We start from the raw sequence: 15,174 nt of genomic DNA, 5'->3' as shown, positions 1-15,174 counted from the left end.
CAGCGCGGACGACCGTGCCCGGCCCGTGCGGGCGGGCGGCACCCGTACCGCCCGCCGTCCTGTCACCGGCCCCGGTACGCCGGCTTGCGGCGCGCCACGAAGGACGCGACCCCTTCCTGGGCGTCGGCCGTGGTCATGTTGATCTCCTGGGCGGTGGCCTCGGCGGCGAAGGCCGCGGCCCGATCGGTGTCGAGCGAGGCGTTGACCAGCTGTTTGGTGAGGGCGAGCGTCCGGGTCGGGCCGGCCGCCAGACGCTCGGCCCACTCCCGCGCCGTCTTCTCCAGCTCGCCGTCCGGGACCACCCGGTTGACCAGGCCCAGCCGCTCGGCCTCGGCGGCCGGGACGGCGTCGCCGAAGAACATCAGCTCCTTGGCGCGCTGCGGGCCGATCAGCCGCGGCAGAAGGTAGGCGCCGCCGCCGTCCGGGACCAGCCCGCGGCGTACGAACACCTCGATGAAACGGGCCGATTCGGCGGCCAGTACCAGATCGCAGGCGAACGCGAGATGCGCGCCGATCCCGGCCGCGGTGCCGTTGACGGCGGCGATCACGGGCTTCTCGCAGTCCAGTACGGCGCCGATGAAGCGCTGCGCACCGCGCCGGATCATCCGCGCGACGTCGCCCGCGACCCGCTCCTCGCTCGCCGACGGCGCGCCGCGCAGATCGGCGCCGGCGCAGAAGCCCTTGCCGGTCGCGGTGATCACGACGGCCCGTACGTCCGGGTCGGCGGAGGCGTCCGCGAGCCGCTCGACGATCCGTTCGCGCTGGTCCCAGGTGAGGGCGTTCAGCGCGGCGGGGCGGTTGAGAGTGATCCACGAAACGCCGTTGTCAGTGGCGTGGAGTATCAAGGAGTCAACGGAAGGTGAGGGGCCGTCGGGGGATTCCGCGGATGCGGCGGATGCGGCGGCGCCGGGGGATTCGGGGGATGCGGGGGAGGACGTCATGGGGGTGCGGCTCCAGGGGGTGCGGTCCGGGCGCGTGCGGTCGGGGCGGGGGCGGCGGTGGGGTCGATGGTGGGGTGGGTGGTGGCGGCGATCACGGGGTGTGGGCCCCGTGGGGGGCATGGCACACGGCGAGCGCATCGAGGGCCACGGCCCCCTGCCCCCGCGGCAGGACGACCAGCGGGTTGATGTCCAACTCGGCCAGGTCCTCGCCCAGTTCGAGGGCCATCCGCTGTACCCGAAGGACGACCTCGACCAGCGCGTCCACATCCGCGGGCGGTGCGCCCCGTACGCCGTCGAGGAGGGCGTGGCCGCGCAGTTCGCCGAGCATGGCGCGCGCCTGGTCCTCACCGAAGGGCGGCACGCCCACGGCGACGTCCCGCAGCACTTCTACGAGGACCCCGCCCAGTCCGACCGTCACCGTCGGCCCGAAGAGGTCGTCATGGGTGACCCCGACGACCATCTCGACGCCCCGCTCGATCATCTGGCAGACCAGCACCCCGTCGAGGGGGACGCCCTCGTACCGGGCGATGTCCGTGAGCTCGCGGTAGGCGTCCCGTACCTGGCTGGCGGAGGTCAGTCCGACCTTCACCAGGCCGAGTTCGGTCTTATGGGCCAGTTGTGGCCCCGAGGCCTTCATGACCACGGGATAGCCGACCTGACTCGCCGCCCGTACGGCCGCCGCCGCGCTGGTCACCAGCTGTTCGCGGGGTACGCGGATGCCGTAGGCGCGCAGCAGCTGTTTGGCCGCGTGTTCGCTGAGCTGCTGGCCCGGACGCATCAGCGCCTGCGCCTTGCGGGCGGAAGGGGAGAGCACCCGCGGGGCGTCGTCGAACGGCGAGCGGTAGCCGTCGACGAACCGGTGGTGGTCGAGGCAGGCGCGTACGGCGGTGATGCAGTTGCCGAAGGTGCGGAACGTCGCCACGCGAGAAGAGCCGAGGAGGGTGCGCCGGTAGGCGTCCTCGGTGCCGACCGGCGACCCCCACACCACACACACCAGCTTGTCCGTCTGCTCCGCCGCGTCCACGAGATCCTGCGCGAGCTTGTCGCTCATGGGCGGGAAGGGCCCGGTGATCGGGCAGATGAGCACGCCGATCGAGGGGTCGGCCAGGATCGCATCGATGATCTTGCGGCCCCGCCAGTCCCCTACGGGGTGCCCGCCGTTGTCGATGGGATTGGCGACGTTGAGATAGTCCGGTATCCACTGGTGCAGCTCGGACTGCTTGGCATCGTCGAGGGTGGGCAGCCGCAGTCCCGCCGCGGTCGCCAGGTCCGCGAAGTGCGCGCCGGTGCCACCGGAGATCGAATACACCGCGACGCCCTCGGCCGTGGGCCGCTTGGCGCGGGCCAGCAGCGCGGCGGTGTCCTGCAGCTCGTCGAGCCCGTCCACCCGGATCACGCCGAACTGCCGCATCGCGGCGTCCACGACCCCGTCCGCACCGGTGAGCTTGCCGGTGTGTGAGGCGGCCGTCCGGGCGCCGGTCTCGGTACGGCCGACCTTGACGGCGACGACCGGCACCTTGTTGCGGGCGGCGCGGTCGGCGGCGAGCAGAAAGCTGCGGCCGTCCTTGAGACCTTCCACATACGCGGCGATGGCGCCGACCTCGGGCCGGGAGGCGAAGTAGGAGAGGAAGTCGGCGGTCTCCAGATCGGCCTCGTTGCCGGTGGGGGCCCAGTGCGAAAGGCGGATGCCCAGTTCCTGGAGGGTGAAGACGGGGCGGCCCTGGTGGCCCGACTGCGTGATGAGGGCGATGGCCGGGCCGTCGAGGTCCTCGCGGAATTCTTCGAAGGCGTTGAGGTTGGTGTTGGGCCCCAGCAGCCGCAGGCCGGAGCGTTCGACGACCTCGGCCAGCCGGGCCTGCGCCGCCGCGCCGTCCGCGCCCGTCTCGGCGAAGCCGGAGGCGAATGCCACCGCGAACTTCACCTTGGCGTCGCCCAGTTGCTCGATGACCGGGACCGGGTCGGCGACCAGCAGGACGGCGAGGTCGACGGGTTCCGGGAGGTCGGCGACGGAGGCGTGGCAGGGCCGGTCGAAGACCCGCTCGCGCCCCGGGTTGACGGGATGGAGCCGTGCGCCGACCCGCTCGGCCCAGGCGATCAGTTGGCGGGTGATGCCGGTGTTCGGACGGCCCTCGCTGTCCGAGGCGCCGATCACCGCCACGGACTCGGGCCGGAAGAAGCGGTCCAGGTCGGGCACCGGAGCGTGCAGCGGCCGCCCGCTGACGTCCCGGTCGACCGCCGCGCCGGGCCGCTGGTCGGCGCCGTCGCCGCGCGCCTCGGACACGCCGTGGACGGTATGTGGTGGTTGCTCCCCACAGGCCACGACGCGGGCCGGCCGGGAGTGAGTGGTGAGGGTGCCGTGAGTCGATCCAAGCATCGCAGACGCCCGCTCCTGTGTGACGGCTCTCATTAACTGACGCACAGTCAGATTACTGAACTGACGGCATGTCAGGAATGGGGCTGCACGGTAAAGCTTCGCGGCGGCGCCCCCAGGATCCGGGCGCCGCGCGGGGTGGTCAACGGCGCACGGCCCCTTGCGCACCCCTCCCCGCATCCGCTGAACTGACGTACCGTCAGGCAGCGGGGTGTCCCCGGCGGCCGTCGTTCGGCCCTGTTCGCGAGGGGCCGGCGGGCGTGGTCGCTCGACGATGCGGTGGAGGTGTTCCAGTGATGGCGGGACCCGAGGCGGCGCGCGGCGCGCCGCGAAGCGATCTGCCGGAGTCGGACGCCTTCACCCGGCCGTACTGGGACGGCGCCGCGGAAGGGCGGCTGCTGCTGCGCCGCTGCCGGGCCGAAAGCGGCGGGTGCGGTGCCGCCCACCACTACCCGCGCGAGTTCTGCCCGTACTGCTGGGGCGAGGACGTCGAGTGGGAGCCGGCCGGCGGCCGCGCCACCCTGTACACCTGGTCCGTCGTGCACCGTAATGACCTGCCGCCCTTCGGCGCCCGGGTGCCGTATGTGGCGGCCGTGGTCGACCTCGCCGAGGGGCCCCGGATGATGACCGAGATCATCGGCTGCGCGCCGGAGGACCTGCGGATCGGGATGCCGCTGGTGGTGGACTTCCGGAACGAGGCGACCCCCGCGGACGGCGGGGGCGCGGTCGCGGTCCCCGTCTTCCGGCCCGCGTGACCCGCCTCTCCCGACGGAATCGGGTGGCATGCCCGGCGCGCCCGAGTCATCCTCTCCTTGTGCAGATTCGCGAAGCGACCGAGGCCGACTGGCCCGCCATCTGGCCGTTCTTCCATGCCGTCGTCGCGGCCGGGGAGACCTATGCATATCCGCGTGACCTCGATGAACCGGCCGGCCGGGCGATGTGGATGCTCCCGCCGCCGGGCCGTACGGTCGTCGCCGTCGACGCGGACGGCACGGTGCTGGGCTCGGCCAAGATGAACCCCAACCACATGGGCGGCAGCTCACACATCGCCAGCGCCAGCTTCATGGTCGATCCGCGGTACGCCCGGCGCGGGGTCGGCCGGGCGCTGGGTGAACACGTACTGGCCTGGGCCCGCGCCGAGGGCTACCGCGGGATCCAGTTCAACTCGGTCATCGAGACCAACACCGCCGCCGTCGCCCTCTGGCAGTCCCTCGGCTTCGAGATCATGACCACGATTCCCGAAGGGTTCCGGCACCCCACCAAGGGCTATGTCGGTTTCCATGTCATGTACCGGAAGGTGTGAGCCCCCGGCCCGCCCGGCCCCTGCCGGCCTGGCTGCCCTGCCGCCTGTCACACCGTTACGGCCAGAGCAGTTCCCGTTCCCAACCACCGCCGGTGCGACGGTAGTTGAGCCGTACGTGCCGGCGCAGCGCATCCCCCTGGAAGAACTCGACCTCCTCGGCCCGCAGGACGTAGAGCGTCCAGCTGGGCACGGGGGCGTCCGGCTCGCGCCGGGCCCGCTCCCAGGCGGCGTCCGAGGCGCGGGCCAGTTCTTCGGCGGAGCCGAGGACCTCGCTCTGGCGGCCGACCAGCGCGGCGGCCAGCGCGCCCGTGGAGCGGCGGTGCAGATCGGCCGCGCTCTCCTCGGAGCCCGCCGCGGCCACCGACCCCCGGATGCGGACCTGACGGCCGACCGCCGGCCAGTAGAACCCGAGCGCGGCCCGCGGCCGGGCGGCCAGCTCGCGGCCCTTGCGGCTGCCGCGGTGCGAGCCGAAGTGCCAGCCGTGCTCGTCGGCGTCGTGCAGCATCAGGGTCCGTACGGAGGGGTCACCGGCCGCATCCGCCGTGGCCAGCGTCATGGTGTGCGGCTCGGGCACACCGGCCTCGGCGGCCTCGCGCAGCCACTGCCGGAAGAGCGGCAGCGGTTCGGCCGGGGCCCGTGCCGGGTCGAAGGCGGGCAGTTCGCTCTCCCAGACCCGCAGCCCGCGCAGCAGCTCGCGGAACGCGCGGGCCGCCGCCGCCTCCTCCGGAGGGTGGCGGTCGGCGCCGGTGGCGCGGTCGTCCGGGGAGTCCTGGTGGGCAGCGGGTTCGGCCATGTCAGGCAGCGTACGGGGGAAGAGCCGCGGCCGCCGGGGCGGTCCCGCGCCGTGCCGGGCGCCGGGCCGTCGATGCCGGGCGGACGGCGCCGTAGTCCTTGAGCGTGATGGCGTTGGCCCCGCGCTGCACGTCCTCGGCGATCTTCCTCGCGACGAGGTTCTTCCACGGCATGTGCGGCAGGATCCGCAGCATCAGATGCCGCAGCCGGATCCCCCGCCGCGTCGCCAAGGTCATCTCCTTCGCGAACTTCTCCGCCAGCCGGTGGTTGACCTCGACATAGCCGCGCATCTCCCGCTCGTAGCGGTCGAAGGCCACCGCCGGGTCGCCGCCCGCCGCCGCGAGCTCCCCGGCCAGGACGTACGCGCCGACCATCGCCATCCCCGTGCCCTGCCCCGACGCCGGCGAGGCGCAGTGCGCGGCGTCGCCGAGCAGCACCACCCGGCCGCTCGACCAGCGGTCCATCTCGATCAGTTGCATACCGTCGAAGTAGAGGTCGGACGCCTCGCGGGCCGCCCGCAGCAGCCGCGGGGCCCGCCCGCCATCGCCCGCGAACGCCGCCTCCAGCAGGGCAAGTTGCCGGTCGGTGTCCCGGTGGTCGTAGGTCAGCCGGGGCGAGCGGAAGCTCATCATGCCCTTGGCCGCCGGGTCCCCGGCCGAGCTGTATTCGCAGAGCAGCTTGTCGGGCAGCGCGTAGTACAACTCCTCCCGGTCCAGGCCCAGGTCATTGGGCATGGAGAAGGCCGCGATACAGGTCCCGAGGTGGCGCGCGAATCGCTCCTCCGGGCCGAAGACCAGCCGCCGTACGGTCGAGTGCACCCCGTCCGCGCCGACGACGATGTCGAAGCGGCGCGGCGCGCCCCGCTCGAAGGTGACGTCGACGCCCTCGCCGTCGGCGGTGGCGGAACCGAGGGAGGCGATCGAGTCGCCGAAGACGTACTCGACATCCTCCCGCGTGCGGTCGTAGAGGATGCGGGCGAGATCGCCGCGCATGATCTCGTCGTCGCGGCCGATGCGGGCGCCGAAGATGTCGGCGGGGAGCGTGGCGATCCGCTTGCCGTCGTCGTCGACGTAGGCGCCGGTCTGCATGTCCGTACTGGCGCGCTGGATGTCCTCCAGGATTCCCATTCGTTCGGCGGCCTCGATCGCCGCGCCCCGGATGTCGACCTTGTAGCCGCCGGTCCGCAGCGCGGGGGCGCGCTCGACGACGGTGACGGCGAAGCCGTGGCGGTGCAGCCAGTAGGCGAGCGCCGGTCCGGCGATGCTCGCGCCGGAGATCAGCACGGTCTTGGCGGGGCGGGGACGCGATCCGGTGCCGGGCATGGCGGATTCCCTTCGGGGCTGTGGGGCTTGGGCGGGGCGGGCGTGAGCGGCGCTCACGAACGTGACTATACGAGCGTCTTAAACGTTTGTCTATGACGCTTGTATAGAAGGGGCTCGGGTGGCTCCAGCCTCAGCCCCACCCCCACCCCCGCCCCCGGTCCCGGCCCCGGCCCCGGCCGAGACCGTGGGCGCGCCGCCGATGCGCCGCGCCCAGGTGCGGGCGCCTACCCCCTCCCCAGGACCACCGTCCCCGACGAGCAGAACCAGCCACCCGTACCGGAGGCGACGGCGAGCTGTGGGAGCCGGCCGCCCGGTTTGCGGACCTGGCGGCCGGGGCCGGCCTCGCCGCGGAGTTGCCGTACGGCCTCCACCAGCAGGAACAGGCCGCGCATGCCCGGGTGGCAGGCGGCCAGGCCGCCGCCGTCCGTGTTGACCGGCAGCGCGCCGTCCCGCAGCAGCCGCCCCTTCTCCACGAACGCCCCGCCCTCGCCCTTGGCGCAGAAGCCCAGGTCCTCCAGCGTCACCAGGGTCATGTACGTGAAGGCGTCGTAGAGCTCGGCGAGGTCGATCTCGGCGGGGCGGACGCCGGCCCGCTCGAAGGCCAGGCGGCCGGAGACCGCGGCCGGCGAGACGGTGAAGTCGTCCCACTCCGACATGGTGGTGTGCGAGACCGAGGTGCCGGAACCGAGCACCCAGACCGGGGGTTTGGCCAGGTCGGGGACGTAGTCCTCGGCGACCAGCAGGACCGCGCAGCCGCCGTCGGAGCGGATGCAGCAGTGCAGCTTGGTGAACGGGTCGGCGATCATCGGGCCGGCGAGGACGTCGTCGACGGTGATCGGGTCGCGGTACATGGCGTCCGGGTTGGCCGCCGCGTTGGCCCGCGCCTGGACGGCGATCTCGGCCAGCTGCTCCAGCGTGGTGCCGTATTGGTGCATGTGCCGGCGGGCGGCCATGGCGTACTTGGCTATCAGGGTGTGCCCGTAGGGGACCTCGAACTGGAGCGGGCCCCGCGCGCCGAACGACAGGTTGGAGGTGCGGCGCCCGGCCTTGATGTCCGCGCGCGCGGTGGATCCGTAGACGAGGAGTACGGCACGGGCGTGACCTGCGGCGATCGCGTCGGCGGCGTGGGCGGCCAGGACCTCCCAGGTTGCGCCCCCGACGGAGGTGGAGTCCACCCAGGTGGGGCGCAGGCCCAGATACTCGGCGACCTCTACGGGCGCGAGGGTGCCCAGCCCGGCCGAGGCGAAGCCGTCGATCACCGACCGGTCCAGGCCGCTGTCGGCGAGCGCCCGGCGGGCGGCCTGGGCGTGCAGGGCGTAGGGGGTGGCCTCGTCCACGCGTCCGCAGTCGGACAGGGCGACTCCGGCGACGGCTACCTTGCGAGGGCGATGACGGTGGCGATACCCGGAAGGGGTCCCTGAAGTCATGAATCTGACGGTACATCAGATAGTGCGGTGCGGGCAGGTGGCGGACGGGGCGGCGGGTGGGGTCGGCGGGGCCCCGGCGGCGCAAACCCCCTCGGGAGGTCGAGGGCCGCGGCCCTAGGAAAGTCGTGCCCCCGTCCCTACTATGACGGCCCGTCAGATCGGATGCCGGGGCCCGTCGTACCCGATGGGCGTTGTCGCACGGCCGGGAGGAGCCCGCCGATGGATGCCGCGTTCACCGAGGAGCAGGACGAGATCCGCCGCACTCTGCGCGAACTGCTGCACAAGCGCTGCGGCCCGGACGAGGTCAAGTCGGCGGTGCGCACCGCGCCGGGGTACGACGAGGCGCTGTGGCGGCAGCTCGCCGGGCAGCTCGGGCTGCCGGGCCTCGCCCTGCCCGCGGCCTACGGCGGCGCGGACTGCGGGCCCACCGAACTCGCCCTGGCCTGCGAGGAGACCGGCCGCGTCCTGCTGCCCTCGCCGCTGATCGCCACCGCCGCGCTCGCCGCGCCGCTGATCCTGGCCCTGGGGACGGAGGGGCAGCGCGCCGAGCTGCTGCCGAAGCTCGCCGCCGGGGAACTGACCGCGACCCTTGCCGTGCCCGGCGGACGGCTGGCCACCGCGCTGGCGCTGACCGGGTCGAATGCCGGGGACTGGGCGGGCGGCGGCCGCGCGGGCGGCATCCAGGCGCAGGCGCAGAACGGAGGGTGGCGGCTGTACGGGGAGGCCGCGCAGGTCCTCGACGGCCACACCGCAAAGGTGCTCCTGGTGGCCGCGCACGCCGGCGGCTTCGCGCGCAGCCGCACCCTGATCTTCGTCGTACGGGCGGACGCCCCCGGCCTGGTGCGGACCCGGCAGACCGCGATGGACGAGACCCGCCCGCAGGCTCGTATCGAACTGCGCGATGTGGCCGCCGAGTTGCTGGGGGATGGTGAGGGCGGCGAGACGGCCGTGACGGACGCGCTCGCCGCCGCTGGGGTCGAGGCGGCCGCGGCGCTGGCCGCCGAGGCGGTCGGTGCGGCCGATGCCGCGCTCGCCCGTACCGTCGAATACGTCCGTACGCGCGAGCAGTTCGGCCGGCCGATCGGCTCCTTCCAGGCGGTGCAGCACCGGCTCGCCGACCTGTACGTGGCGGTGCAGGCGGCGCGCTCGGCGGCGTACTACGCGGCCTGGTCGGCGGGCGGAGCCCGGAGCGGGGAGCGGCGCGCGACGGAGCCGGGGGTGGCCGGGCTGGCGCTCGCGCAGGCGTTGGAGGCGCTGCGCAAGGTGGCTGCCGAGGCGGTGCAGTTGCACGGCGGCATCGGCTTCACCTGGGAACACGAGGCGCACCTCTACTTCAAGCGCGCCGCCTGCGACGAACTGCTGCTGGGGCCCGTGCACCGGCTGCGGGCGCGGGCCGCCGAGGAGGCCGGGCTGTTCGCGGCCGGGGGCGGGGGAGCGGCGCTCGGCCCGGCCGCGGCGGCCGGTGCGCGAGAGGCGGTCGATGCCTGATGCCACCGGGTGAGCGGCTGGTGCAGAAGGTCTCCTCGACCCGTACGTTCGCGCGGATCGCACCGCATGTCATCCCCGCGCTGGATCGCGCCGTACACCGGGTGACCCGGGGAAAGGTGCTGCTCAGCGCCCGGATGCTGCCCGGGGTGATCCTGACCGCGACCGGGGCGAGGAGCGGGCAGCCGCGGCGTACCCCGCTGGCGTGCATGCCGGAGGAGGGCGGCAGCTGGCTGCTGATCGGCAGCAACTTCGGGCGTCCGGGACACCCCGCCTGGACCGGGAATCTGCTCAAGCATCCGGATGCGGAGGTGAGTTGGCGCGGTCGGGACATTCCGGTACGGGCCCGGCTGCTCAAGGGGGCGGAGCGGGAGCGTGCCTGGCGGGCGGCGCTCGCCTTCTGGCCGCCGTACGCCGCGTATCAGGCGCGGGTGGAGCGGGAGATCCGGCTGTTCCGGCTCGAGCGGCGCTGAGCGCACGGACAGCGGGTGCCTTATGAACCCCTGAGGGCCCTACGGCACCCGCTGTCTGTGCAGCTGGACTGCTATGGCAGGACGGATACAGGACGGATGCAGGGCCGGTCGCGAACTGGTCCGGCGGCTGCGGTGACGGCTGAGGAGCCGGCTGCTGCGGACTGCGTCGGCTACCGCGCGGCTACTTCGTCGGCTTCTTGCCGGTGATGCCGAAGTGCACCAGCAGCGCCAGATTGGGCTTGAGCTCGGTCTGCTTGACGCCCCAGCTCTGGAAGCCCTTCTGGTGCCCGGCGACCGCCGCCAGCATCGCGACGATGGACCCGGCCATGGCCGGCGCGCTCACGTCCTTGTCGACCTTGTTCTTGCTCTGCAGCTCCTGGATGGAGTCCGTAAGGGAGTTGGTGACGGCATTGAGAATCTTCATGCGGATCTTGTAGAACCGCTTGTCGCCCTCGGCCGCGCCCAGATCCACGACGCGCAGGATCGCGTCGTTCTTGCGCCAGAAGGAGAGAAAGCCGTCGACGAGCTCCTCCGCCGTCTGCCAGCCGGACTTGCCCACCCAGGAACGTCCGGCGACAAGATCGGTCAGACTTGCGCCTTCTTTGGCCATCTCCTCGGCGATTTCGAGGACAGCGCCCTCCACGTCCGGGAAGTACTGATAGAACGTAGCGGGTGAAGTCCCCGCTTTTCGGGCCACATCGATGACTTTGACGTCCCGGTAGGGGGACGAACTGAGCATTTCGCTGAGGCAGTCGAGCAGCTTCTGCCGCGTCGCCTGTCCACGGCGGCCGGCAACTCTGCCGTCGACGGTTCGCACTTGTCCTGTCATGCCGTCAGCTTACCGACGGGTGATCGGAGCGCGATTTGGCTGCCTGCAAATGGGGATGCGGGAGTTAGCCGCCCTTGGCCCCGGTTCCCGCCCCTCTTGCGGCCTCCGGCACGACTGCGGATCCGTGCGGCGGCGCTTGATCCAAACCGGTGAATGGTCTTATCAACAGGCTGTGGACAACTTTGGTGGACAAGCGCGCGGGGCGGCGATGACAAGTGCGGGCGGCGACTGGCCTGTTGTGCGCCATCCGCGGGATGACCTGCGTCAACACGAGAATGAATCGACCACACGTTCGAGTGCTCGCCGGGCGGGGCGCCCGTACCGCCGCTAGCGTTGAGGTCATGACTGCACTCGCGGACGGTGCTCCCTGCTGGGCGGATGTCATGCTGCCCGATCCCGAGCGGGGCAAGCGCTTCTACGGCGACCTCCTGGGCTGGACGTTCTCCGGGGGCGCCGCCGAGTTCGGCGGGTACATCCAGGCCTTCCGCAACGGCAAGAAGGCCGCCGGGCTGATGCCCCGGCAGGACGAGGCGTCCCCCATCGCCTGGGGGCTCTACTTCGCGACCGGCGACATCGGGCGCACCGAAACCCTGATCCGGGACGCGGGCGGGCGGATCCTCGCGGCGCCCGCGGAGGTCGGGGCGCTGGGCTCCATGCTGGTCGCCGTCGACCCGACCGGGGCGGTGTTCGGCGCCTGGCAGGCCGGAACGCACCTGGGCTTCGAGACCGGCCAGGAGCCCGGCGGCTACCTCTGGATGGGGCTGCACACCCGCGACGCCGCCGCGGCGGATGCCTTCTACGGGAAGGTCTTCGGCTTCGAAGGCGTCGCCGACAGCCCGATGGCGCGCCCCGGCTTCCTGCCGTGGCGGCTGCCCGGCCACGCCCGCGAGATCGGCTGCCGGATCGCGATGGACGCGACGTTCCCGCCGCAGGTACCGGCGCATTTTCTCGTCTGCTTCCTCGTCGACGAGATGGACGCCGCGGTGCGCACCGCAACCGCCCTCGGTGGCAGTGTCGTCGTCCGCCCGAAACAGACCCCCGGCGGTCCGTTCGCGGTCTTCAGTGACAACCAGGGCGCCACCTTTGGCGTCATAGGGCTGAAGTAGCCGTTGGCGTCGCAGAATTGGGCCGGCGGTTGCGAGCCGCCGGGAGAGTGTCGGAGAAAGTCGTGCGGAGGGTGGAAGGTGCGAGTGCGGGGGAATACGCGGGGTGCGCGCGACGCTGCACGACGTGCACGACAGCGGCGGCAGGGCGGGGGAGAGAGGGCCGTTGGGGGACGGGCGCCGGGGCGGACGACGGCGGAGCGGCGGAGGTGTGCCGCCGGGGGCCCGCTGCGCCGGGGGATAGCGGAGACCGGCGCAGGGGCAACCGGCCGGTAACCTCGCGGCAACCGCTTTTTGCCGGACGTATCGGCGCACGTCAGGCGGGCGTGAGTTACACCTGGTAACGGCCGCGCCATGTGTGACGGGGCGTGATCCCGGACACGACGCATGGCCCCGGGTTCGCAACCGTCGGCCCGGCCAGGAAGAATCACCACGCGTACGGCCGTTTCGGCCAGGCGGTGAGACGCTGCACGGGGCAGTGGCTCTCGGCGGCTCGTGGCTATTGAGAGTCTCTTTTTAAGCCCCACGGGGAGGTGGCAGGCAAGTGGTGGAGCAGCTGACGCAGCTGACGCAGCACGATCCCCGGCGGATCGGGCCGTTCGAGGTGCTCGGCCGTCTCGGGGCCGGCGGCATGGGACTGGTCTATCTGGCGCGTTCGGCGTCCGGCCGGCGCGTGGCGATCAAGACGGTGCGTACCGAGCTCGCCGAGGACCAGCTGTTCCGGGTCCGCTTCACACGCGAGGTCGAGGCGGCCCGCGCGGTCAGCGGCTTCTACACCGCGGCGGTGGTGGACGCCGATCCGCGGGCGGCGGTGCCGTGGCTGGCGACGGCCTACGTCCCCGCCCCCTCCCTCGAGGAAATAGTCAATGAGTGCGGGCCGCTGCCGGCCCAGGCGGTGCGCTGGCTGGCGGCCGGGATCGCCGAGGCGCTGCAGTCCATCCACGGCGCCGGCCTGGTACACCGCGACCTGAAGCCCTCGAACGTCCTGGTGGTCGAGGACGGCCCCCGGGTCATCGACTTCGGTATCGCCTCCGGGGTGTCCAACACCCGGCTGACGATGACCAACGTGGCCGTGGGGACCCCGGCCTACATGTCGCCCGAACAGGCGCGCGACTCGCGCAGCGTCACGGGCGCCAGCGACGTCTTCTCCCTCGGCTCGACGCTGGTCTTCGCCGCCACCGGGCACGCCCCCTTCCACGGCGCCAACCCCGTCGAGACCGTCTTCATGCTGCTGCGCGAAGGCCCCGACCTGGCCGGGCTGCCGGGCGAGCTGCGGCCGCTGCTGGAGTCCTGTATGCAGATGGAGGCGGTCCACCGGCCGTCCCCCGCCGATCTGCAGTCCCAGCTGGCGCCGCATCTGTTCGGCTCCGGCAGCGACGACAGCGGCACGGCCTCGGCCTGGCTGCCGCCCGGCGCGGTGGCGCTCATCGAGCAGCGGCGCGGCGGCCGTTCCGCCGTACCCAAGAGCGCGCAGCGCGCCGCCGCCGGCCGTGGCTCCGGCCGCCAGGCGCCCGCCGAGCCCGCCCCGCAGCCCGTACAGCCGCCGCCGCGCCCCGAGAGCGCCCCGGCGGCCGCCGCCGCGCCCGAGTCCGGCTGGCCCGGCCGGGTCGGCGCGGGCCCCGGCGCGCACCGCGGCGGCGACCCGCGTACCGGCGGCCCCGGCCCGATGCCGCAGCCCGCTGCGCTCGGCCCGGACGTCTCGACGGCCCGGGTGACCCCGATCTCCGCCGCACCGCCGCCCGCCGCGCCCCCGGAGGCGGGCCCCGTCCACCTCGGTGGCTCGCCCGCCGCCATAGGGCCGGGGCCGCGCGCCGCCGATGCGCGCGATCCGCAGCCGCGCGGGCAGGCCGGTGCCGCCACGAACTGGGTGCGGCCGCCGGGCGGCGGGCCGGCCGCCGGTGTGCCGCAGCAGGGCGGGGCCAACGGCGCCCCGGCCCAGGCCGCGCCGCCCCCGCCGCCCGAGCAGCCGCCCGCCGAGCCGGGCCGCTGGCGCCCCTGGCGCTTTCGGATGTCGAACGACGTGTGGGGCACCCCCGCCGTCTCCGGCGATCTGCTCTACGTCACCTCCTTCGAGGTGCACGCCCTCGACGTGGCCAGCGGACGGCGGAAGTTCAAGACCCGCGACGTGGCGTGGGCGATGGCCGTCGCCGACGGCCGCATCCATGCCTCGGACGGCCCGAGCCTGTACGCCCTGGACGCCGATGACGGCACGGAGCTCTGGCGGCTGAACACCGAGGGGTGGGTCTACGCCCTGAAGGTGGACCGCGGCACGGTCGTCACCAGCACGCGCGGCGGCGGTGTCCAGGCCTGGGAGGCCGCCAACGGCGAGCTGCTGTGGGAGACCGGCGGCCTCCAGACGGACTTCGAGACCGATGAGACCGGGCCCGTGGTGCACGACGGCACGGTCTTCGTCTGGGCCGACGCGCGGCTGAAGGCGCTGGAGGCGCGTACCGGCGCCGAGCGCTGGTCGTATCCCGTGGGCGACACCGCGTCCTGCGGCGGGGTGCCGATGAGGCTGCTGCCCGCGCCCGACGGCGTGGTCTACGTCGTGGCCGGGGCGCGGGTGATGGCGCTCGACATCGCGCGCGGCGATGTGCGCTGGCACTTCGAGGCGCCCGCGGTGTTCGTCAGCCCGCCCGCCTTCGCCCCCGGCCCCGCGGTCACCGGCGGCGGCGTCTATCTGGCGGACTACCTCGGCACGGTCTACGCCCTGGACGCGGCGGACGGCCGCGACCGCTGGCGGATCGCCACGGAGGCGCGCCAGTCCACCGAGCCGGTGCTGGTCGCACACGGCGCGGTCCACCTGGGCAGCGGCAAGGCGCTCTACACCCTGGACGCGGTGACCGGGACGCCGCGTTGGCGGTTCCAGGCCGGCGCGGACGTGGTCGGCGCACCGGTCGCCGCCGAGGGCCGGGTGCACTTCGGCTCCGCCGACCACTGCCTGTACACCCTCGACGCGATGGGTGGCCAGCTGCGCTGGAAGCTGGAGACCGGCGGCGAGATCACCGGATCCCCGGTGGCGGTCGGCGGCGTCGTCTATGCGTGCAGCAAGGACCGCTGTGTGTACGCGCTGGACGCGGCGAAGGGGACGGGCCAGGCCCGGCGTTCGTAACCGGGCCGCACCAGCA

12 protein-coding genes are annotated in these 15,174 nt (G+C 73.2%); 6 read left to right on the top strand and 6 right to left on the bottom strand.

The features are described from left to right. Positions 1–62 precede the first annotated feature (62 nt). Both ACIGWZ_RS21245 and ACIGWZ_RS21240 read right to left on the bottom strand, forming a co-directional pair. The gene (locus tag ACIGWZ_RS21245) at positions 63–941 is read right to left on the bottom strand and encodes an enoyl-CoA hydratase/isomerase family protein (protein WP_400066852.1); all 879 of its coding nucleotides are present in this window, start codon (positions 939–941) and stop codon (positions 63–65) included. A 91-nt stretch (positions 942–1,032) separates the two neighbouring features. Further along, entirely contained in the window at positions 1,033–3,315 is a 2,283-nt protein-coding gene (locus ACIGWZ_RS21240; RefSeq protein ID WP_400066850.1) for an acetate--CoA ligase family protein, read from the bottom strand. 293 nt (positions 3,316–3,608) lie between these two features. Here ACIGWZ_RS21240 and ACIGWZ_RS21235 point away from each other — a divergent pair, with 293 nt between their 5' ends. Further along, positions 3,609–4,067: a Zn-ribbon domain-containing OB-fold protein gene (locus tag ACIGWZ_RS21235; RefSeq protein WP_400066848.1), complete on the top strand. Its 459-nt coding sequence runs from the start codon at positions 3,609–3,611 to the stop codon at positions 4,065–4,067. 59 nt (positions 4,068–4,126) lie between these two features. Then, positions 4,127–4,615, top strand: a complete 489-nt coding sequence (locus tag ACIGWZ_RS21230) for a GNAT family N-acetyltransferase (RefSeq protein ID WP_400066846.1) — start codon at positions 4,127–4,129, stop codon at positions 4,613–4,615. 55 nt (positions 4,616–4,670) lie between these two features. On the opposite strand, the gene ACIGWZ_RS21225 is transcribed toward ACIGWZ_RS21230, so the two are convergent. From ACIGWZ_RS21225 to ACIGWZ_RS21215, 3 genes are all read right to left on the bottom strand, one after another. Continuing rightward, positions 4,671–5,408: a pyridoxal 5'-phosphate synthase gene (locus tag ACIGWZ_RS21225; protein ID WP_400066844.1), complete on the bottom strand. Its 738-nt coding sequence runs from the start codon at positions 5,406–5,408 to the stop codon at positions 4,671–4,673. A 1-nt stretch (position 5,409) separates the two neighbouring features. After that, positions 5,410–6,729 (bottom strand): FAD-dependent monooxygenase, encoded by a 1,320-nt coding sequence (locus ACIGWZ_RS21220; RefSeq protein WP_400066842.1) that lies wholly within the window; start codon positions 6,727–6,729, stop codon positions 5,410–5,412. 224 nt (positions 6,730–6,953) lie between these two features. Then, a complete protein-coding gene (locus ACIGWZ_RS21215) occupies positions 6,954–8,156 on the bottom strand; it encodes a thiolase C-terminal domain-containing protein (protein WP_400066840.1) in 1,203 nt (400 codons plus the stop codon). Positions 8,157–8,375: 219 nt separating this feature from the next. Here ACIGWZ_RS21215 and ACIGWZ_RS21210 point away from each other — a divergent pair, with 219 nt between their 5' ends. After that, positions 8,376–9,644 (top strand): acyl-CoA dehydrogenase family protein, encoded by a 1,269-nt coding sequence (locus ACIGWZ_RS21210; RefSeq protein ID WP_400066838.1) that lies wholly within the window; start codon positions 8,376–8,378, stop codon positions 9,642–9,644. Further along, the gene (locus ACIGWZ_RS21205) at positions 9,644–10,114 is read left to right on the top strand and encodes a nitroreductase/quinone reductase family protein (protein WP_400066836.1); all 471 of its coding nucleotides are present in this window, start codon (positions 9,644–9,646) and stop codon (positions 10,112–10,114) included. The genes ACIGWZ_RS21210 and ACIGWZ_RS21205 overlap by 1 nt, the downstream gene beginning before the upstream one ends. 181 nt (positions 10,115–10,295) lie before the next feature. Here ACIGWZ_RS21205 and ACIGWZ_RS21200 read toward each other — a convergent pair whose 3' ends face one another. After that, on the bottom strand, positions 10,296–10,943 hold the full coding sequence (locus ACIGWZ_RS21200) for a TetR family transcriptional regulator (RefSeq protein WP_400066834.1): 648 nt from the start codon (positions 10,941–10,943) through the stop codon (positions 10,296–10,298). Positions 10,944–11,284: 341 nt separating this feature from the next. Between ACIGWZ_RS21200 and ACIGWZ_RS21195 the strand changes: the two genes are divergently transcribed. Continuing rightward, entirely contained in the window at positions 11,285–12,049 is a 765-nt protein-coding gene (locus ACIGWZ_RS21195) for a VOC family protein (protein WP_400066832.1), read from the top strand. A 541-nt stretch (positions 12,050–12,590) separates the two neighbouring features. Beyond that, positions 12,591–15,158, top strand: coding sequence for a PQQ-binding-like beta-propeller repeat protein (locus ACIGWZ_RS21190; protein ID WP_400066830.1), 2,568 nt, complete (start codon positions 12,591–12,593; stop codon positions 15,156–15,158). The last annotated feature ends 16 nt before the right edge of the window (positions 15,159–15,174 follow it).

This window comes from Streptomyces sp. NPDC053427 (assembly GCF_044544985.1).
Classification (GTDB): domain Bacteria; phylum Actinomycetota; class Actinomycetes; order Streptomycetales; family Streptomycetaceae; genus Streptomyces.
This window is presented reverse-complemented; position numbering and strand designations above follow the sequence as displayed.

What these genes read in the sequence shown, in the direction of transcription:
- ACIGWZ_RS21245 (WP_400066852.1), bottom strand. Translation starts at nt 941, where the DNA reads ATGACGTCCTCCCCCGCATCCCCCGAATCCCCCGGCGCCGCCGCATCC.
- ACIGWZ_RS21240 (WP_400066850.1), bottom strand. Translation starts at nt 3,315, where the DNA reads ATGCTTGGATCGACTCACGGCACCCTCACCACTCACTCCCGGCCGGCC.
- ACIGWZ_RS21235 (WP_400066848.1), top strand. Translation starts at nt 3,609, where the DNA reads ATGGCGGGACCCGAGGCGGCGCGCGGCGCGCCGCGAAGCGATCTGCCG.
- ACIGWZ_RS21225 (WP_400066844.1), bottom strand. Translation starts at nt 5,408, where the DNA reads ATGGCCGAACCCGCTGCCCACCAGGACTCCCCGGACGACCGCGCCACC.
- ACIGWZ_RS21220 (WP_400066842.1), bottom strand. Translation starts at nt 6,729, where the DNA reads ATGCCCGGCACCGGATCGCGTCCCCGCCCCGCCAAGACCGTGCTGATC.
- ACIGWZ_RS21215 (WP_400066840.1), bottom strand. Translation starts at nt 8,156, where the DNA reads ATGACTTCAGGGACCCCTTCCGGGTATCGCCACCGTCATCGCCCTCGC.
- ACIGWZ_RS21210 (WP_400066838.1), top strand. Translation starts at nt 8,376, where the DNA reads ATGGATGCCGCGTTCACCGAGGAGCAGGACGAGATCCGCCGCACTCTG.
- ACIGWZ_RS21205 (WP_400066836.1), top strand. Translation starts at nt 9,644, where the DNA reads ATGCCACCGGGTGAGCGGCTGGTGCAGAAGGTCTCCTCGACCCGTACG.
- ACIGWZ_RS21200 (WP_400066834.1), bottom strand. Translation starts at nt 10,943, where the DNA reads ATGACAGGACAAGTGCGAACCGTCGACGGCAGAGTTGCCGGCCGCCGT.
- ACIGWZ_RS21195 (WP_400066832.1), top strand. Translation starts at nt 11,285, where the DNA reads ATGACTGCACTCGCGGACGGTGCTCCCTGCTGGGCGGATGTCATGCTG.